The 18,915-nt window shown below is 37.3% G+C and carries 17 protein-coding genes; 4 read left to right on the forward strand and 13 right to left on the reverse strand.

The annotated features are described in order from the left end of the window. The first annotated feature begins 11 nt into the window (after window positions 1-11). The 4 genes from ACYQ0N_RS09800 to nadA all read left to right on the forward strand — a co-directional run bounded on the left by ACYQ0N_RS09800 (window position 12) and on the right by nadA (window position 3,998). Window positions 12-161 carry a hypothetical protein gene (locus ACYQ0N_RS09800; protein ID WP_460162551.1) on the forward strand — a complete coding sequence of 50 codons (150 nt, stop codon included), beginning with the start codon at window positions 12-14 and terminating at the stop codon, window positions 159-161. A gap of 153 nt (window positions 162-314) precedes the next feature. Next, window positions 315-1,646 carry a sodium-dependent transporter gene (locus tag ACYQ0N_RS09805; protein WP_460162552.1) on the forward strand — a complete coding sequence of 444 codons (1,332 nt, stop codon included), beginning with the start codon at window positions 315-317 and terminating at the stop codon, window positions 1,644-1,646. Between the two features lie 87 nt (window positions 1,647-1,733). Next, entirely contained in the window at window positions 1,734-3,050 is a 1,317-nt protein-coding gene (locus tag ACYQ0N_RS09810) for an AI-2E family transporter (protein ID WP_460162553.1), read from the forward strand. 24 nt (window positions 3,051-3,074) lie between these two features. Beyond that, window positions 3,075-3,998, forward strand: coding sequence for a quinolinate synthase NadA (nadA, locus tag ACYQ0N_RS09815; RefSeq protein WP_460162554.1), 924 nt, complete (start codon window positions 3,075-3,077; stop codon window positions 3,996-3,998). Window positions 3,999-4,140: 142 nt separating this feature from the next. Here the strand turns inward: nadA and ACYQ0N_RS09820 are convergent, their stop codons facing one another. The 13 genes from ACYQ0N_RS09820 to ACYQ0N_RS09880 form a co-directional block, all read right to left on the reverse strand. Further along, window positions 4,141-4,905, reverse strand: coding sequence for an amino acid ABC transporter ATP-binding protein (locus ACYQ0N_RS09820; RefSeq protein WP_460162555.1), 765 nt, complete (start codon window positions 4,903-4,905; stop codon window positions 4,141-4,143). 11 nt (window positions 4,906-4,916) lie between these two features. Beyond that, on the reverse strand, window positions 4,917-5,654 hold the full coding sequence (locus ACYQ0N_RS09825; protein WP_460162556.1) for an amino acid ABC transporter permease: 738 nt from the start codon (window positions 5,652-5,654) through the stop codon (window positions 4,917-4,919). Window positions 5,655-5,723: 69 nt separating this feature from the next. Then, window positions 5,724-6,566 carry an amino acid ABC transporter substrate-binding protein gene (locus ACYQ0N_RS09830; protein WP_460162557.1) on the reverse strand — a complete coding sequence of 281 codons (843 nt, stop codon included), beginning with the start codon at window positions 6,564-6,566 and terminating at the stop codon, window positions 5,724-5,726. Between the two features lie 94 nt (window positions 6,567-6,660). Next, window positions 6,661-7,779 (reverse strand): lipid II:glycine glycyltransferase FemX, encoded by a 1,119-nt coding sequence (locus ACYQ0N_RS09835; protein ID WP_177533340.1) that lies wholly within the window; start codon window positions 7,777-7,779, stop codon window positions 6,661-6,663. A 141-nt stretch (window positions 7,780-7,920) separates the two neighbouring features. After that, complete coding sequence (locus tag ACYQ0N_RS09840; RefSeq protein WP_177533339.1) at window positions 7,921-8,520, reverse strand: cytidylate kinase-like family protein; 600 nt, start codon at window positions 8,518-8,520, stop codon at window positions 7,921-7,923. Between the two features lie 12 nt (window positions 8,521-8,532). Then, window positions 8,533-10,359: an ABC transporter ATP-binding protein gene (locus tag ACYQ0N_RS09845; RefSeq protein ID WP_460162558.1), complete on the reverse strand. Its 1,827-nt coding sequence runs from the start codon at window positions 10,357-10,359 to the stop codon at window positions 8,533-8,535. Then, window positions 10,349-12,115, reverse strand: a complete 1,767-nt coding sequence (locus ACYQ0N_RS09850; RefSeq protein WP_460162559.1) for an ABC transporter ATP-binding protein — start codon at window positions 12,113-12,115, stop codon at window positions 10,349-10,351. The genes ACYQ0N_RS09845 and ACYQ0N_RS09850 overlap by 11 nt, the downstream gene beginning before the upstream one ends. A gap of 21 nt (window positions 12,116-12,136) precedes the next feature. Further along, on the reverse strand, window positions 12,137-12,571 hold the full coding sequence (locus tag ACYQ0N_RS09855; RefSeq protein WP_177533336.1) for a MarR family winged helix-turn-helix transcriptional regulator: 435 nt from the start codon (window positions 12,569-12,571) through the stop codon (window positions 12,137-12,139). Window positions 12,572-12,736: 165 nt separating this feature from the next. Further along, entirely contained in the window at window positions 12,737-13,870 is a 1,134-nt protein-coding gene (locus ACYQ0N_RS09860; RefSeq protein WP_460162560.1) for a DHHW family protein, read from the reverse strand. A gap of 10 nt (window positions 13,871-13,880) precedes the next feature. Beyond that, window positions 13,881-15,272 carry an MBOAT family O-acyltransferase gene (locus ACYQ0N_RS09865; RefSeq protein ID WP_460162561.1) on the reverse strand — a complete coding sequence of 464 codons (1,392 nt, stop codon included), beginning with the start codon at window positions 15,270-15,272 and terminating at the stop codon, window positions 13,881-13,883. 12 nt (window positions 15,273-15,284) lie between these two features. Continuing rightward, a complete protein-coding gene (locus ACYQ0N_RS09870; RefSeq protein WP_460162562.1) occupies window positions 15,285-15,872 on the reverse strand; it encodes a toprim domain-containing protein in 588 nt (195 codons plus the stop codon). A 9-nt stretch (window positions 15,873-15,881) separates the two neighbouring features. Beyond that, window positions 15,882-16,931, reverse strand: coding sequence for a DNA polymerase III subunit delta (gene holA / locus ACYQ0N_RS09875; protein WP_460162563.1), 1,050 nt, complete (start codon window positions 16,929-16,931; stop codon window positions 15,882-15,884). Then, the gene (locus tag ACYQ0N_RS09880) at window positions 16,924-18,903 is read right to left on the reverse strand and encodes a ComEC/Rec2 family competence protein (RefSeq protein ID WP_460162564.1); all 1,980 of its coding nucleotides are present in this window, start codon (window positions 18,901-18,903) and stop codon (window positions 16,924-16,926) included. Before ACYQ0N_RS09880 ends, holA begins: the two co-directional genes overlap by 8 nt. Between the last annotated feature and the right edge of the window lie 12 nt (window positions 18,904-18,915).

Raw genomic sequence — 18,915 nt, forward strand, 5'->3', positions numbered from 1 at the left:
AGTTGCTAATTATGGGTTGTTTTGAAGGAAATGGATGCTGCTGGATCATTATTTTATTGATTATCGTATTCTGCTGCTGCGGTAACGGTAACGCAATAAGCGGTAACGGCTGCGGCAACGGCTGCGGCTGTGCTAACGACGGCTGCGGCTGTGGATGCTAATCTATAAAACGATTAAGGCATAATCAGCTATTAAAAAAGCTGCGCGGTAATAACTGCGCAGCTTTTTTTATAAAATTATATTATTATCCTTTTTATAAATTTTCCTTTTATGAGCATAATAAAAATAAAAAAATAAAGGAAACGGAGAATAACATGAAAAGAGAGCAATGGTCGTCTAATTTCGGCTTTCTTATGGCTGCCGCCGGTTCGGCTGTAGGATTGGGAAATCTGTGGAAATTTCCTTATATCGTCGGTATGAACGGAGGCGGAATATTTCTTTTAATATATATTATTTTGCTGGTACTGCTCGGAACTCCCATACTGATGGCAGAAATGTCAATTGGCAGATATACTCGCCTAAACGCTATAGGAGCCTGCAAAAAGCTGAATAAAAAATGGGGTTTCGTCGGTGCGGCAGGTATAATAGGAGCGTTTACAATTCTTTGCTATTATGGCGTAATAGGAGGATGGGTGTTAAAATATCTTTGCAAATATATTATATCTCCAAGCGTTGAATCTCCCGATCAGTATTTTAACAATTTTTCTTCGTCCGTTACCGAACCTATTATATGGCAGCTTTTATTCTGTCTGATCAGCATTTTAATTGTGATACGGGGAATCTCTAAAGGAATAGAAAAAATAAGTAAAATTTTTCTGCCGCTTTTGGGCGCGTTTATTATTTTAATTGCTATAAATTCAATTTCTCTGCCAAACGCCGTTGAAGGTCTGAAGTTCTTTCTCATACCGGATACGACAAAAATAAACGGCGCCAAGGATTTTTTCGATATCGTTCTGAATGCAATGGGACAAGTGTTTTTTAGTCTAAGTCTTGGAATGGGTACTCTGATTACCTATGGAAGCTATTTGAGCAAGGACTCTTCCATACAGAACAATTCTTTTTATATTCCGCTTTTCGATCTTATTATAGCGGTTTTAGCCTGCTTTGCTATTTTGCCGGCGGTATTTGCATTCGGACTGGAGCCCGCCGGCGGATCCGGTTTGATATTCCAGACTATTCCGTTTGTGTTCAATAATATGAAGCTTGGACGCGTATGCGGAATAATATTTTTTGCACTGGTATTCTTTGCCGCAATAACGTCTTCAATATCGTTGATAGAAGTTATTGCCTCGTATTTTATCGACAGCAAAAAGTGGTCGAGAAAAAAAGCATGTATAATACCCGGTATCATTTTCAGTTCAATAGGTATTCTTGCTTCTCTGTCCTTCGGAATTTTAGATAATGTCAAAATTATGGGAGAAAGCATCTTTGAATTTCTAACTATACTTTCGGACAAAATCCTTATGCCTATAGGCGGATTTTTCATGTGCATACTAACCGGTTATATATGGGGAATGCCTGAAATGTTCAAGGAGATGTCGTCAAACGGAAAGTACAAGATCTATTGTAAAAGATCTATTTCATTTCTTATCAAATTTTTTGCTCCTGCTATGATACTGATTATTTTTATCACTTCCTTTATTTAAGAAAAAAATATTTAAAATCTATTCCATTTTCTTTTAAAATGATGTATAATTAAATTATAACTAATTTACTTGGAGCTATCTTTAATTATGAAAATAAAATTCAATGTAAAAAGCAATACGATTGCGGTTTACTGCATAATCGTATTTGCAGTCTGTCTTTTGCTTTCCGCAGTCGTTTTTAAATATAATGTATTTTTATACTATTTTAATAAAATAATCAAGGCGCTCTCGCCGGTTATCTGGGGTTTAGTAATAGCATATCTTTTAAACCCTATGGTCGGTTTTACAGAAAAAAAGCTGAATAAATTTATTTTCAGAAAGAAAAAAAGACCGGCGCTGTCACGCTCTATCGGAATTGCCGTTTCTATGATAGTAATGCTGGGTATTATTATCGCTATTGTCGGCACTATAGTACCTGAGATAATCGGCTCCATAAAAGGTATATTTATGAATATTACTTCATACCTGAATAATCTCCAGAACTTCCTTAACGATAAAATAAGCGATACTTTAGAAAATAATCCGGATATTAAAAGCTTTTTTGATAATCAGTTTAAAAATATACAGGACTTTATCATTTCAACCGTTAATCAATATGAACCGAAAATTGACAGTTTTCTCGCTAAGGACGGCATTATTGCCAATCTCACAAACGGCGCATGGTCATTTTTAACCGGATTGAAAAACTGTGTTTTAGGTATAATCATTTCAGTTTATCTTCTTTTCAGTAAGGAGACTCTGCTTGCCCAGTGCACAAAAATAGTTTACGCTTTCTTTCCCGAAAAAAAGCGTACTCACATATTAAGAGCAGCGTCAAGAGCCAATTATACTTTCATAAGTTTTTTATCCGGCAAAGCAATTGATTCTCTAATAATAGGCGTTCTTGCATTTATAGGTATGCTGCTGCTGAATATGAAAACATATTCGGTTCTAATAAGCGTGGTTATCGGTATAACGAATATGATTCCATTTTTCGGTCCGTTTATAGGAGCTATTCCCAGCGGACTTCTTATTCTTTTAACAACGCCCGATAAAACGATCATATTTATTATTTTTATATTCCTACTTCAGCAATTTGACGGTAATATCCTCGGACCGAAAATCCTTGGTAATTCTCTTGGACTATCTTCATTCTGGATTATATTTGCTATTTTTGTAGGCGGAGGTTTTTTCGGATTTGCAGGCATGCTTGCTTCTGTTCCTATTTTTGCAGTTTTATACAGCATCTTCAGCGAATTAATATCTGAAAAGCTCAAACGAAAAAGGCTTCCGGTAGAAACGGATTACTACAAATCCTTAAAATCGGCAAAAGCTTCGTCTGATACGGTTAAATATAATGAAAATGATAAATCAAACGCTCAAAAAACCGATTCATCTAATGAAAATGAAACGGATAAAAAATAATTTTTTTATTAAACAGGAGGAAATATGATAAAGGACATACAAAAAGAAATATTAAAATTAAAAAAGGAAAAAAATACAGTTATACTTGCTCATTCCTATCAGGCAAAGGAAATTATAGAAATTGCCGATGAAACGGGGGATTCTTACGCGCTAAGCGTAGCTGCAACAAAGCATGACTGCAGCTCGTTTATTATGTGCGGCGTTCATTTTATGGCTGAAACAGTTAAAATGCTTTCCCCGGATAAAAAGGTCTACCTTGCTAATACAGAAGCCGGATGTCCTATGGCTGAACAAATGGATCCTGTTATGATAAGTCAGCTTAAGGCAAAAGAACCGGACAGAGCAGTAGTCGCTTACATAAATACAACCGCTGCTCTTAAAGCAGTATGCGACGTATGCGTAACCTCGGCTACAGCCGTTAAAATAGTAAGCAAAATGAAAAATAACAAAATTCTGTTTATACCGGACTGTAATTTAGGAAGCTATGTAAAGAAACAGGTTCCTGATAAGGATATTAAATTACTTCAGGGCGGATGTCCGGTTCATGCGGCCGTTACGCTGTCCGAGCTAAAAGCTGCAAAGAAAAAACACCCGGAAGCTTTGATATTAGTGCATCCGGAATGCCGCCCGGAAATTACCGAAAGCGCCGATTATGTAGGTTCAACCTCCGGTATTATGAGCTATGCTATAAAATCAAGCGCCAAAAAATTTATTATAGGTACGGAAATGAGCATTACAGAGCATTTGCAGTATGCCTGTCCGGATAAAAACTTTTACTATCTTTCAAAAAAAATTATTTGTCCGAATATGAAACTCACAACTCTAATGGACGTATACAATACTCTTAAAAGCATTGGATATAATAATGCGCAGGAAATAGTTATGTCGGACGATGAAATAAAAAAATCCAGAATTTGCATTGATGAAATGATACGTCTTGGCGAATAAACAGCTCAGGCTCCGCATAAAATGCGGAGCCTTTGCTGCGTAGAAAAAATCTTCTTAATTTTTATTTTGGATAAATCCAATGATTAAATTATATCATATGCCGTTTAAGAAGTAAAGAGAAAGCTTTCGACGTTAATTGACATCAGCCGTTATTAAACCTTTGTAAAAATTGTTTTGTACGTTCGTTGCTGGTATTAGAAAATACATCCTCAGGAGTTCCTTCCTCAATAATAACTCCTCCGTCCATAAATAAGACATAATTAGCCACGTCTCTTGCAAACGCCATTTCATGAGTTACGATTACCATAGTCATATTTTCATCTGCAAGCTCTCTTATCACCTTTAATATTTCGCCGGTCAATTCAGGATCAAGCGCTGAAGTCGGCTCGTCAAAAAACAATATATCCGGATTCAGAGCAAGAGATCTTGCAATTGATACTCTCTGCTGCTGCCCCCCTGAAAGCTCGAAGGGATAAGCGTTCGACTTTTCCTTAAGGCCCATTTTTTCCAGCAGCTCCAAACCCTTTTGCTCCGCGTCCTTTTTACTCATCTTTAATACCCTTACCGGAGCCTCGGTGATATTTCTTAATACGTTCATATGAGGGAACAGGTTAAAATTCTGAAAAACAAGACCGATTTTAAGTCTAATATCTCGCAAAGTCTTTGGCGGAGCATATACGCAATTCCCTTTATCGTCAGGAGCCAGCATAGAAACACCGCAGACATTTATTAATCCTCCGTCAGCCTTTTCAAGCTGATTAATACACCTTAGCAGTGTGGATTTACCGCTTCCGGAGGGACCGATTATTGCGACTACCTGTCCTTTCTCTACCTCAAAGGAAATATCCTTTAACACATTCAAACGTCCGAAGCTTTTGGAAAGATTTTTTACTTCAAGCATTGCCATGATATTTCCCCCTATTTATAATAATTTAATTTTCTTTCAATAAATGCAAAAATAACTGTCATTATCATAGAAATGATAAAATAGAACACTCCCGCAATAAACAGCGGAGTCAGAGAACTGTAAATCTGCATCTGCTGCTGTGCCTTAAGCGTAATTTCAGCATATGCGACTATATTCGCAAGCGACGTGTCCTTAACAAGAATAACAACCTCATTTGAACTTGCAGGAACTATACGCTTGATGACTTGCGGAAGTATGATATGAAAAAAGGTCTGTGCTCTGCCAAAGCCCAATGCTGCGGCTGCCTCGTATTGACCTTTGGGTATAGATTCTATACCCCCGCGGAAAATCTCGGCAAAATATGCGGCATAATTTAAAACAAACGCTGTCAGGACGGCTCTGAACATAAATCCCTCACCCTGAATATCTATTCCGCTAAGTATGTTTTTTAAAAAATCCGGAAGATTTTCATTGATTTTCAAATAAGGGATAGCGTAATAGATTGCTATAATCTGAAGCATAAGCGGAGTACCCCGCATAATCAATATGTAGATATTGGTAAGCCAAGAAATCGGCTTAAATTTACACATTTTTAAAAGTGCGACAATCATGCCCAGCGGAATTGAAAACAGCAATGTAAAGCCAAAAAGCTTCAAGGTCGGCACAAGATACTGCAGCAGTATCAGAGTGACGTCAAGAATTTCTTCTTTAGTCAAGGATAACACCCTCTTTTTTATTAATTTAAGCATACTAATATATTATAGCTAAAAAAAATGCAAATAGCAATAGCTATCTGCATTTTTTTATCAAAAACAACATTATTTTACAGTTGTTATATCGCTTCCAAACCATTTGGTTGAAATTTCTCCCAACTTTCCATCTGCTTTCATTTCACTGAGAATTTTCTGTACCTCGTCGCGAAGCTTTTGATCATTTTTTCTGAAACCTATGGCATATTCTTCTTCCTCAAGACCGTCCGGAAGAGACACATAATCCTTACCGCTGGACTTTATCTCAAAATCAGCTACTACTGAATCAAGAAATACAGCGTCGACTATTCCAAGATCAAGCTGCTGAAGAGCTTCTACATTTGTAGACATAGCCTGAACCGTTATGCTGTCAGATATATCGCACTTTTCAAGAATTTCCTGCGCAGTAGAACCGTTTTGAACCGCTATGGTTTTTCCCTTTAAATCCTCCATGCCTTTAGCTTCGCTTGAAGGACCTACTACAAATATCATTGAATTTTTCATATAAGGCTCTGAGAGATTCATAGCTTCTTCGCGTCCCGAATTGACAGACATTCCGTTCCAAATGCAATCTATCTTGCCGACGTTCAAATCCTGCTCCTTAGTTTTCCAGTTTATAGGCTCTTTCACCAGCTCGACTCCAAGCCTGCTGCAAACCTCTTCGGCAACGTCAATATCAAAGCCTACAATTTCGTCGTTTTCATCTGTATATCCCATAGGCTTGAAAGTCGCGTCAAGACCAAGAATAAACTTGCCGCTATCCAGAACCTTCTGAAGAGATTCGTCGGCGTCGGCAGAATATGAAGATTCCTTATTTTCATTTGATTTTTCGGAATTACATGCGGCAAACGTCATCATCATAAAAGACGCAATTGAAATTCCAAGGATTCGTTTAATCGCGGATTTTTTCATATAATTCTTTCCTTTCATAATACGCTTTTACTATGATACCATGTTAAAGCCGCATTGTAAAGAAATTATAAGAAAATTGTAGAAATATATAAAATCAAAACTCTCCGACCGCATGTTTTCGGCATTTTGATTTTTTTCTATCGGCTGAATTAGAAAGCAGCTCAGAGGGATTTTTTCTGAATATCTTACGGTAAATAATTCCTGTCAGCTTTACTGCTAATTTTGCAGCTTTTTTATAGGAAATTTCAAATTCTCCCGCATACGTCATTACATCGCCGTTAAATCCCTTTTTAAATCTGTAAACGCCGTAATTAGGGTGTGTTTCATCTTTGTAAAACGGTATTCCTTGAAAATCATACAACCAACAGCCGTTTTCAATTGCCCAGCATATCATATTCCATTGCATCAGATAATTAGGCATGACATTTCTGTATTTAGCCGTAGAAGCCCCATATACATAGCAGGTCTTTCCGGCATATTGAGTGGTAATCGCTCCGGAAACGGGTGTCCCTTCATAATAGCACATATAAAGCCGACAGTGTTCACCGAGATTTTCAATCATCCGTTCAAAGTACTCTCGGCTTCTAATACAGAAGCCGTCTCGTTCTCCGGTTTCTTTCATAAGACCATAAAAATCGTCAAGACTTTCCCTTCCGCAGATACGGCACTCAACTCCCTTTCTTTCGGCAACTCTTATATTATACCTCCACTTTTTATGGAATGAACTAAATATTTCCTCTTTGGTCCTTCCGTTTATTTTCAGCATATAATTATTTCTTGCCTGAATAGTTGAAAGCTCCGGAGCGTCTTTTTTAAAACTAAATCCGGTTTTTTTGAAAGCATTAATCTCTTCCTCGTCGTTTTCCATAATGCAGGGATCGAAAATTATCTGGTATGCTTTATACTTTTTTCTTATTATTTCCACTCCTTCCATAATCTGTGAAATTTGGCTGATGTCTTTATAATCGCAGACCGGTCCGTGAGGCGAATATAAAAACGCCCTGTTCAACACCGGTATTTTCCGTATAAGTATCAACGCCGACGCGATTATGACGTTTTCTTCATTCCTTACAATAACGGCCTCATAACCCCAATCATGCTTAACACCTGTCCACCGAATAGACTGCATAAAATTTCCGTTCGTATGGTTTTCCACAAAATCTTCATACTCTTTTATTTTGCTCGTATCGTTTTTATTTAATATTTCCGTCATTACTATCATCCTTTTAAACAAAGAAATAATAATGATGCATCATTTATATTGAGAACTCACTTAATAAACGATTTTAAAAGTCAAAATACTGCATAAAATAAAAAAAGACCGAATTTATCGGTCTTTTTTATAATATTAATATTATCTTGCACATTCCGATATAACCGAAGCGCATTTTTCAATACCCAAAACACTGCTGTCAAGTACCAAATCATATCCGGAATAATCCTTCCAGTCATTTCCGAAGTTTGATTTGTAATATGCAGCGCGCCGCTTATCATACCGTTTTATTACATTTTTCAGTTCGTCGTCACTGATCCCATATAAATTCCTTGCTCTTTTTTCACGAAATTCATATGAAGCGTGAATAAATACTTTCAATACATCGCTTCTGTCTTTAAGCGCAAAGGCTGCTGTTCTTCCTACAAAAACCGCCGGACCGTTTCCGGATAGTTCTCTGATGATATTCATTTCATCTAAGCTAAGGGATTCGGAAACAGTAGGAGCATTATCGGATCCCTTTGTTATACTCGACATTTTATAGAGCGAATACAAAAAGCTTCCGGCAGTATTTTCTTCAAGCTCTTCAATGTATTCCACGGAAACTCCCCTGTTCTTAGCGGCTCTTTCAAGTATTTCCCTGCCGTAACAGGGAATATTTAGGATATCTGATACCTTTTTGCCTATTTCGCTTCCGCCGCTTGCATACTCTCTTTCTATCGCAATATAGTTATATTTCATTTCCGCTCCTCCTTACGACGCCTTTTCAAACTGACTGTTATAAAGCTCCGCATAAAATCCGCCCTTTTCAAGCAGCTCCTGATGATTTCCGCTTTCAATTATATCTCCGTCCTTCATAACGAGTATAAGATCTGCATTTTTAATAGTTGAAAGCCTATGGGCGATAACAAACGAAGTTCTGCCCTCGGTCAGCTTATCCATTGCTTCCTGAATCTGAATTTCTGTTCTGGTATCGACAGAGCTTGTAGCCTCGTCAAGAATAAGAAGCGGAGCATTTTCAATCATAGCTCTGGCAATAGTAATAAGCTGCTTTTGTCCCGCGGATAAATTAGCCTTATCATTTAATACTGTGTCATATCCGTCAGGCAAAGTCTTGATGAAATGATCTATGCCAACAGCTTTGCATGCTCTGGTGATCTCTTCGTCAGTAACCCCCTCCTTGCTGTAGACAATATTTTCACGTATTGTTCCCTCAAACAGCCATGTGTCCTGAAGCACCATACAGAAAAGATCATGGACATTTTCTCTTGTAAGCTCATTTGTAGGAATTCCGTCGATTAAAATCTTTCCGGAATTAAGCTCATAAAATCTCATCAGCAGATTTACCATTGTCGTCTTTCCTGCTCCCGTCGGACCAACTATTGCTATTTTCTGTCCGGCTTTGGCATGAGCTGAAAAGTTATTTATTATAATTTTATCCTTAACATAACCGAATCTGACATTTTTGAATTCAACATCTCCGCGTGCATTTTCAAGCCGTTTGGTTTTCTCAGATTCGTCAGACATTTCTTCTTCCGCAAGAAATTCAAATACACGCTCCGAAGCGGCCGCCGTTGTCTGAAGGTTTGTAACGGCCTGAGCAATCTGCGATAATGGATTGGTAAACAATCTTATATAAATCATAAAAGCGACAATAACGCCGAAGCTGATTTTATCGTTAATTACAAGAGCCGCGCCTACAACGCATACAGCGACATATCCGAAATTTCCTATAAAATTCATAAGAGGCATCATCAGCCCTGAAAGAAACTGGGATTTCCACGCGCTGTCATAAAGCTTGCCATTTATTTCTTCAAAATCGTTCACCGCTTTTTTTGTTCCGTTATAAACCTTTACTACGTTATGACCGGTATAAATTTCTTCAATATGACCGTTGATTCTTCCAAGCTCGGTCTGCTGACGTATAAAGTGCTTCTGTGATACAGCCATGATGAACATCATTATTCCGAAGCCTATTACTGTTGCCGCTACAGCGGTCAAAGCCATAATCCAGTTAGTTACTATCATCATAATAAGAGAGCCTATAAGCATAGTGACTGCCGTAACAAGCGTTCCTATACTCATATTAAGCGTCTGACCTATCATATCTATATCATTTGTAACGCGGCTTAACACGTCGCCGAAGCTGGTCTTATTAAAATAATTCAGCGGAACCTTATTTATTTTTAAGGATATTGCAGTTCTTAGTCCTTTTGTTATCTTCTGCGTTACCGTTGTCATTATAAAGCCCTGTATATAAGTAAATACAAAGCTTAACGCATAAAGCGTTACCAAAAGATAGCCTATATCCGCTATGGCGTCTATATCTATTCCTTGCATAAATCCTTCGGTAATAATATCAGTCATATCCTGTAGCTTGTTAGGGCCGATCAATGAAAAAATTGTGCCTATAACAGCCAAAGCAAGCGCTATTATTACTGCAGGAATATATTTTCTGGAATATAAAACAAGACTTTTAGCCGCCTTTTTGATGTCCTTCGGCTTTTCGCCTGCTCCCATTCCGCCGCCGGGACCATGCCCCCTGTGCTGAGGACGGCTGTTTTTAATCTCACTGCTCATTTTCCAGTTCCTCCTTTGAAAGCTGCGACAGCGCAATCTGCCGGTAAATATCACATGTTTTCATAAGCTCCTCGTGGGTTCCTCTGCCCGCTATTTTTCCCTCGTCAAGAACTATTATCATATCGGCGTCCTTGATAGTTCCTATTCTTTGAGCAACTATTATCGACGTAGTGTCAGCAGTCTCTTTTTTCAGTACAGACCTTAACACACGGTCGGTTTTATAGTCAAGAGCTGAGAAAGAATCGTCAAATATATATATTTCAGGTTTGCGGCATACGGCTCTTGCTATAGAAAGCCTCTGCTTCTGACCTCCCGACAGGTTTGCGCCGCCCTGTGCGACTGACGCTTCGTACTGGTTTTCCATACCCTCCACAAAATCTGACGCCTGAGCTATTGAAACAGCCCTTTTCACCGCTTCTTCAGAATATTCTCCAAGACCGTTTTCTCCGTAAGCAACGTTAGACGAAACAGTACCGCTGAACATAGCTGTTTTCTGCGAAACATATCCCAGCTTATTATAAAGCGATTCTAAATTATATTCTTTTACATTTACACCGTCTATGAGAACTTCGCCTTCAGTGGCGTCATAAAATCTTGGAATTAGGTTTACAAGAGTGCTTTTTCCGCTTCCGGTAGAGCCGATAAACGCTACTGTCTGCCCCCTTTTCGCCTTAAAGGAAATATTTTTCAGTATATAATCAGCAGCGTCCGGGTATTTAAAGCTTACATTCTTAAATTCAACCTCGCCCTTTATGTCCTTAGAAGAGCTCTTTAAATTTCCGTTTACAATATTAGGCTTAGTTTCCAGAACCTCGTTAATTCTCTTAGCTGCAACGCTTGCTCTCGGCGCCATAATAAATATCATAACCATCATGGTGAAAGCCATTACAACCTGAATTGCATAGGATGAAAAAACGACCATATCAGAAAACAAGTCAATTTTATCATTCATTGCCGCCGCATTGATCAAATGGGCTCCTATCCAGTAAATAGCAAGAGAAAGTCCACTCATAATCAATTGCATACCCGGCGACATTATTGACATTACACGTCCTGTAAACAGATGGGTATAAGTAAGGTCCTCGTTTGCCTTTTCAAACTTTTTCTGCTGATATCCTTCAGCGTTATAAGCCCTTACTACCCTTATTCCCATAAGGTTTTCCCTTGTTACTCTATTGAGATTATCGGTATATGTCTGTATAACCTTAAACTTCGGAAATGCAAAAATCAAAGCGATGCCGATAATAATAAACAATACTAAAACTGCTCCGCCGGTTACAGCGGTCCATTGCCAGCTCTTTCCCAATATCTTACAGACTGCCCAGACCGCAAGTATAGGTCCTTTTATCATTACCTGAAGGCCCATTGCAATAAGCATCTGAACCTGCGTTACGTCGTTAGTTGAACGCGTTATAAGACTTGAAGTAGAAAATCCGTTGATTTCCTCCATTGAAAAATCAGAAACCTTTTTAAACAGCATAGAACGCAGTCTTTTGGAAAATCCCGCCGCTATTTTTGCAGCAAAAAAACCTACGATTACGGACATAGCAACACTGCCGAGCGCACAAAAAAGCATTTTTGCTCCTTCGGTAAGAACGTCGGATATATGACTGCCTTCCGTCGTAACAAGCTTGGTTATCTCCGACATATAATCAGGCAGCTTCAAATCAAGCCATACTTGACCGACTATAAATAATATACTTGCCGCTACCATTATAAGCTCTTTTTTCTTTAAATATTTAAAAATCTTCAGCATCTTTTCTCTCCCTCGCCAATATTATTCAAAGTTTTTGCGTATTTTTGTTATTATACATGAAAATTGCTCAACCTCCTCGTCAGTAAGATTATCGGCAAATTTTTCCCCCATTGTTCTCATATCATTTTCAATAAGTTCATTGATTTCCATTGCTTTTTCAGTCAGCACAATTTTTTTAAGACGCGCGTCATAATCTACAGATTCTCTTTTTATCAATCCCTTTTTTTCCATTAACTTTATCGTTCTTGATACCGTTGAACGTCTTATTGAAAAAGCGTCTTCTATATCCTTCTGAAAGATTTCACGATCCCTGTTATGAAATAAAAAGCCGAGAACCCAGCAATTACTTCCGGTATATTTTTCAGCATATTTTATACCGTTACTATTATCTACATAACGTCTTAAAATGTTTCCCAGTGACAAAAATTCAAAGCAAAGCTTTTGTTTATTGTCCATTTTTTTCACCCCCGTTACTCAACCGCAACTTTGTTGAGCAGCTAACTGTTAGCTTGCTAACATTATATCACCATTTTCATCTTTTGTCAATAGTCACAAATAAATCCTTAACATATTGTAATAAATAAACAAAAGCAGCGGAACAATCCGCTGCTTTTTATATATTTATTGAGTCAATCCAATATTTTTTATATTTTTATCAGTCGAAAAGGTTGAAGCATTATATAAAAACAAAGTCTGATCATAATCATCAGGATTTATAAAATCCGTTACAGAGGTTTTCAAATAACGCAGGTCTATAACGGTTATCTGAGAGTAATTCTGTATAAAAAACGGTACTATACTATTGGCATAGGAATCCTTAATTAAAAGCAATCTTTTATCAGTATCCGTATTTGTTTTTATATCGGTCAGCGCTCTGTTATGACCTAAAAAGAAACAATATTTATCGTTTGTATCAAGAAAATCAGGAAAATAAATATCGTTTGTATGTTGTTCATTTATTCCGTCGTTCATCAAAACGTCAACCGCCGTTTTGTCGTTATTAGACTTATATAAATTAATAATATCAGGTTTTAATCCGTCATAAAGACATTTTGAATAAAATGTTCCTCTAAAATCGCTGCTTACATGAATTATATCATAATCTTCAAAACTGGTTATACCCATTTTTTTAGCGGAATATTTATAAGCTGTAAACGCTCCCTCCGACGTCCAATGATGATCCGTTCTATAATAAAGATACTTATCACGCTCAGTATACATAGCGTCCCAAATATCTATAACTCCTATATCTTCATCGAGCTTATTATAAATATCAGCAATCAGACTTTTCTGATTAATCTGCGGAAAATAGTCTTTTAGCTCATCCCCGTAAATACCGGCTGAGGTTGGAGCAATCAAGGCATATACTTCCGTATCGTAAGTATCCGAAAATTTATTCACTGCATTGACCGACAAATTAATTTCACGGTAATCCGGCTCAGGCAGCTTTTCAAGCATACGGTCACTGCATATATAAATATTGTTTATTGCACTTTTTCCGCTTAATCTTTCAGCCGTCATCTTTGCTTTTACCCAGTTAATTCTGAATGGAAAATGATCTGACAAATAGGCCTCTATTCCGTTCATATACGACTTATCTATTATATTTTGCGCTGATATTTCCGGGAAATTTTTTAATGGTCTGTTCTCGGTTTCAGAGTAATCGTCCTTTTTCAATATCATAAAGACTATGGGAAAAATAAATATTAAAATCATAAATAAAATGGCTGATTTAATATACTGTTTGTTTTTCATTTACGCCCTCCTAAAACCTGAAATACAAAAACGGATTATAGCTTGCGTCCACAAGAAACGCCGTGCAAATCAACATCATTGCAGTCTGAACCAAGGGCATAACGTTTGAAAGAACCTTTGACATCGAAAAACTGCGTTTTAATTTGTCATATAAATTCTTCATAAAATTGCCTGAACCGATAATGCAGAGAAGAAAAATCAAAGCATAATTTTTAAGCTCATAAAATGCTATACTGTCAAACAGCTTACCGTTTCCTCCGAACATAGCTTTATAAAATTCACCGGCCGAAGAAAGATTTGCCGTATCAAATAGCACCCATCCGATTACTACAATAAAAAATGTATAAAAAATACTTAGCAGCGAAGGAAGTCTTTCAAGCTTTTTGCCAAGCCAGATTTTTTCTAATATAATAAAGCCTCCAAAATAAAGCCCCCATATAATAAAATTCCAGCTTGCACCATGCCAGAATCCGGTAAGTCCCCATACAATTAACGTATTCCTAAGAGTTTTAAGCTTTCCGCAGCGATTGCCTCCAAGCGGAATATAAACATAAGATTTAAACCATGAACCAAGAGTTATGTGCCATCTTCTCCAAAATTCAGAAACACTTCGGGAAATATACGGATGATCAAAGTTTTCAGGAAAATTAAAACCCAGCATTTTTCCAAGTCCGACAGCCATATCTGAATAACCGGAAAAATCATAATAAATCTGAAACGTAAATGCGAGTATACCTATCCATGCAGTTGCGGCGGAAAGCTCCGAATATTCCATTCCCTTGATTTCCGTCCATAAAAGCCCGATATTATTTGCAAGCAATACCTTTTTGGAAAGTCCGCGAACAAAAATTCCTGCTCCTTCTCCCAGAAGAAAAATATTTGTTTTTCTCGAATCAATTTCATTCTGAACATCCTCATATCTTACAATTGGACCTGCAACTATCTGCGGAAATAATGAAACATAAGTAGCGAAATTTAAAAAGCTTCTCTGAACCTTTATTTTTCTCATATACATATCTATAGTATAGGACATACTCTGGAAAGTGTAAAACGATATTCCTATAGGTAAAGGTAGCTGCTTTATTTCTATTCCAAATATACCGGCAAAAAATCCGCTGTATTTGAAAACTCCAAGAAGCCCCAGATTTATTATCAAAGAAACCAGCAAAGCCGCCGTTCGCTTTTTTTGATTATCGTCGTATTTATCAATAATCAGACCGGCCGCATAGTCGATAAATGATGAAAATATCATTATAACAACGTAAACCGGTTCGCCCCATGCATAAAAAAACAAACCCGACAAAAGCAAAACTATGTTTTTAATTTTCTTCGGCGATATATAGTATATAAGAAGTACTGCCGGAAGAAAAAAATAAAGGAATGTTATACTCGAAAAAACCATTTATTTCTCCTGTTATTTTTCTTTTATTCTACATAAAATATTTTCTAATTCTTTACGGTCCATCATTGTATTGAGCACTTCAAGCATGCTGTTCGGAGTAAGAAGAGAAGGAAGTCTGAGAAATTTTAAAAGCTTTTTTCTTTTTTCAGAACTGTTTTTACCGCCTGAAAGACCAAGCTCAAACAGATCTGTTTTTGTAAGTCTTACCCTGCTTTCAGCAGCAGACGACATAACGCCCGCCTTATCAAATGCGTCAAGGATAATTTTACAGTCGATTCCCTCAACTCCAAGCTTTCCCTCTGCCGACGGTTTTATCTTTCTTTTTTCCTTGCCCATAATATCGGGAATATAAACGTTTATAATTTTACCGTTTTTTATTGCTCCTCTTATATGATTTCTGATTAGAAAGCCTGCGCTGTCTGAATCCGTCATTATAATTATTCCGGTTTTCTCGGCGTAATATTTTATAAGCTCAAGCTTCTCCTTATCTTTGAAAATATTGAATCCGTCAGTTGTAATAATAACTGCGTCGATAATTGAAGACAGCTTTATTTTATCATACTTTCCCTCAACAATAATCGCTTGTTCGATTTTTATCATTTCAACCTCTTATTTTTTTCTTACGGCAATCAGCATTTCAGTTACAGCCTTTTCAAGAATAATTCTCGGAACAGCGCCTGTTTGTTTAAGGCTTCTGTCAGCATTCCTCAAGATACCGACACACTCCTTAAGACTTTCCTGGGAAATCCTCCGGCTATCCTTGAAAGCATTATCAACTGCAAAGGATCTTCCTTTATATCCAAAATCACTTATAACATCAGAAGCTCGCTTTCCGGACGACATCGCAACACGCGCCCTGTAAAGATCCAAAAATGAAAGGGTTAAAGCGGCTACAACGGCAATCGGTTCAGCCTTCTTATCAATAAGCGAATCCAGAATTGAAATTGTAAGAGCAGGATTTATTAAAACTATCGCTTTTGAAAGCTTAAAAGCGTCCGTTTCAATTCTGCCGGAAACTATCTCGTCTATGTCCTCAGGTCTTATTTCCTCGTTTTCACGATATGCGCAAAGCTTTTCAAGCTCATTTTCTATCATCATAGAATCAGACAGACAATATTCTGCAAGCATTTCAGCAGTTTTTTTAGAAATAGTGCATCCAAGCCTTTCAGCTTTATCAATTATATATTTAATAGTCGAAGCTATCGTTTTTATTCCGCATTCGCATACTATACCCTTTTTAGAAATGCAGTCTATCAGCTTTTTGTTTTTGCCTGTAACCGATCTTTTTCCATTCTTAACATCAAATCCGGTTACATTTATCAGCAGCAGAGTAACGTCCGATATGCTTTTTATATTATTTATAAGAATATCAAGATTATCAGCCGTAAGCTCTTCGGCATTCAAATCGTTTACCATGATAGCGTTCCACTGCGCAAGCATAGGACAAATTTCCATCATATCCGAAAGAGCGCTTATATCAATATTTTTGCCGCTTATCTTGGTTACTTCATTATTCCAGTTTTTCCCTAAATGCTTCTTAAGTATAGCTCTGGAAATGTTTTCAACAGCCAATATATCTTTTCCGTATATATAATATACGCTGCATAAGTTCCCAGATTTTAAGTCTTTGATAAGCTCCGCTGAACTTAGCTCAGCCATTTTCCAGCCTCCTGTAATTCATAGTTCCGTCGCTTCTTGCCGTAAGTAAAATATTTGTTTTATACACCTTGTTTCCGGATTTTCCGTCGGTAAATTCAAACAAAAAATCCATGAATTTAACTTCAACCCTCATATTTACAATACTTACAGAATAGGCTTCATAATAGGCGTTCCAATTTGAATAATCCGAATATTTAGGAGTTTTACGGCATATTTTTGAACCATTTCTCATATACGTATCCGACGGAATAACAACATTTTTTACATTGCAAAGACTCAGCTTATCATTATAGGCTGAAACAGCATGATAAGCATTATCCGTAATAATAAGATTATTTATTTCGGTGATTCCGCAGTTCTCAAGATATTTCTCTGCATATCGGCTATTTGACGCCTTTCCCGTAATATCAATTATATCCGCGGCATACCCCTTTGAAACAATTATAACGCCAACATCATTTTTTCCGAGCAGGGCAATTTTAATAACCGTCGCACTATAATAATTATAAAAAACACATGTAAAAAATAAAAGCGCCGCTGAAACCACCGCGGTAATGGCGCTGTATTTACGGCTCTTAAAAATCAGATAAGCAAAGATACAGAAAATAAGTATAATTATCATAACAGCAGGTATAAAATCACCTATAAGCTTAGTATGAGTAAACTTATTTTTACCTATAAGTCTTGAAAGATTCAAAACAATTCGGCATATAGCTCCCGATATTTTAAAAAGCAGTATAGGATTTATAAAAATCAGCATTGACGCAATCATTGCAATAAGCAGTGACAGCATGCAAAGAGGAGTTATAATCAGATTGCTAAGCGGTGCTATTGCTGAAAATTCACCGAAGCAAATTACCGACATCGGAGTAACCGCCGCAGAAACGCACAGCATATATAGAATATTATTACGCGTCTTATTTAACCTTCCGAAGGAGTTTAAGTTCCCGGTCATATAAGGACCAAATACGCCGGCTCCCAGCGCTCCGGAAACTGATAATAAAAATGACTGATTTATAATCATGAACGGATTAAAAAGAGTAAGCAGAATTACGGCGATACATACCGAATTTAGTGAATCAGTATAACGGAAAAACAGCGGCGCAGAATTTACCAAAGTCATCATTACAAACGCTCTCATAATAGACGGGGACATTCCGCAGCACAGAGCGAAAAGAATCATAAATATTTCAGAAATAGCAAATTCCAAAAGCTTACTAGTGCCGAATTTACGAAGCAGGAACGTTATTAACGTGCAGAAAAGAACAATATGCAGACCGGAAACAGCAGTAACATGACCTATGCCTGTCCGGTAGAGCATGGTTTTATCATTCTGGTCAATTCCGGATTTATCACCGAAAAGCATTCCCTTGAGCATGCCGCTTTCATCTGACGGAACAGACGAGTCTATGGCTCCGCTCACATTTTCTCGAAATTTATACAGCATTTTCCGCAGAGAAAATCCTGATGTTTTCTTAATCTCCATTAAAGAAATATCGTCAGACTGGAGGTAAATTCCGTCGGACTTGTAATAATCAAGTCCGCTGAATAAATAACTATTTTCAGGCAATTCAGGAATACATTTTAAACTTATTTTATCTCCTACGTCACAGTCTGAAGCGTCGGTATAAATTATAATCTGTGCTTGCTGTAAACCGTTGATTTTCCCTTTTAAAAAATATGTGGATTTGTTTTCGGCATAATCCTTATAGTCAGTTACAACTCCGCTAAAATTTATTTCTTGTCCGGCAAAATCAATAATATTTTTATAGACCGTGCTATTATAAGCACCGTAATAGCAGAAAGCCATAAAATATACGACAAGCATAAAAATAATGGCTTTTAGATTAAAACGGAACAATACTTTAAAAAGTAACGCGGAAATTAATGCCGCAGGAACTGCAATATACAAATGCCCGGAAAAAGCGGCTGCAATAAGTCCGGCAGCCCAAGCAGTCCCTGCATACACCATTTTACGTTTCAA

The organism is Ruminococcus sporogenes, assembly GCF_054655175.1.

Bases quoted from the DNA above. Each gene is read 5' to 3' on its own strand.
- ACYQ0N_RS09800 (WP_460162551.1), top strand. From the start codon at position 12: ATGGGTTGTTTTGAAGGAAATGGATGCTGCTGGATCATTATTTTATTG.
- ACYQ0N_RS09805 (WP_460162552.1), top strand. From the start codon at position 315: ATGAAAAGAGAGCAATGGTCGTCTAATTTCGGCTTTCTTATGGCTGCC.
- ACYQ0N_RS09810 (WP_460162553.1), top strand. From the start codon at position 1,734: ATGAAAATAAAATTCAATGTAAAAAGCAATACGATTGCGGTTTACTGC.
- nadA (WP_460162554.1), top strand. From the start codon at position 3,075: ATGATAAAGGACATACAAAAAGAAATATTAAAATTAAAAAAGGAAAAA.
- ACYQ0N_RS09820 (WP_460162555.1), bottom strand. From the start codon at position 4,905: ATGGCAATGCTTGAAGTAAAAAATCTTTCCAAAAGCTTCGGACGTTTG.
- ACYQ0N_RS09825 (WP_460162556.1), bottom strand. From the start codon at position 5,654: ATGCTTAAATTAATAAAAAAGAGGGTGTTATCCTTGACTAAAGAAGAA.
- ACYQ0N_RS09830 (WP_460162557.1), bottom strand. From the start codon at position 6,566: ATGAAAAAATCCGCGATTAAACGAATCCTTGGAATTTCAATTGCGTCT.
- ACYQ0N_RS09835 (WP_177533340.1), bottom strand. From the start codon at position 7,779: ATGACGGAAATATTAAATAAAAACGATACGAGCAAAATAAAAGAGTAT.
- ACYQ0N_RS09840 (WP_177533339.1), bottom strand. From the start codon at position 8,520: ATGAAATATAACTATATTGCGATAGAAAGAGAGTATGCAAGCGGCGGA.
- ACYQ0N_RS09845 (WP_460162558.1), bottom strand. From the start codon at position 10,359: ATGAGCAGTGAGATTAAAAACAGCCGTCCTCAGCACAGGGGGCATGGT.
- ACYQ0N_RS09850 (WP_460162559.1), bottom strand. From the start codon at position 12,115: ATGCTGAAGATTTTTAAATATTTAAAGAAAAAAGAGCTTATAATGGTA.
- ACYQ0N_RS09855 (WP_177533336.1), bottom strand. From the start codon at position 12,571: ATGGACAATAAACAAAAGCTTTGCTTTGAATTTTTGTCACTGGGAAAC.
- ACYQ0N_RS09860 (WP_460162560.1), bottom strand. From the start codon at position 13,870: ATGAAAAACAAACAGTATATTAAATCAGCCATTTTATTTATGATTTTA.
- ACYQ0N_RS09865 (WP_460162561.1), bottom strand. From the start codon at position 15,272: ATGGTTTTTTCGAGTATAACATTCCTTTATTTTTTTCTTCCGGCAGTA.
- ACYQ0N_RS09870 (WP_460162562.1), bottom strand. From the start codon at position 15,872: ATGATAAAAATCGAACAAGCGATTATTGTTGAGGGAAAGTATGATAAA.
- holA (WP_460162563.1), bottom strand. From the start codon at position 16,931: ATGGCTGAGCTAAGTTCAGCGGAGCTTATCAAAGACTTAAAATCTGGG.
- ACYQ0N_RS09880 (WP_460162564.1), bottom strand. From the start codon at position 18,903: ATGGTGTATGCAGGGACTGCTTGGGCTGCCGGACTTATTGCAGCCGCT.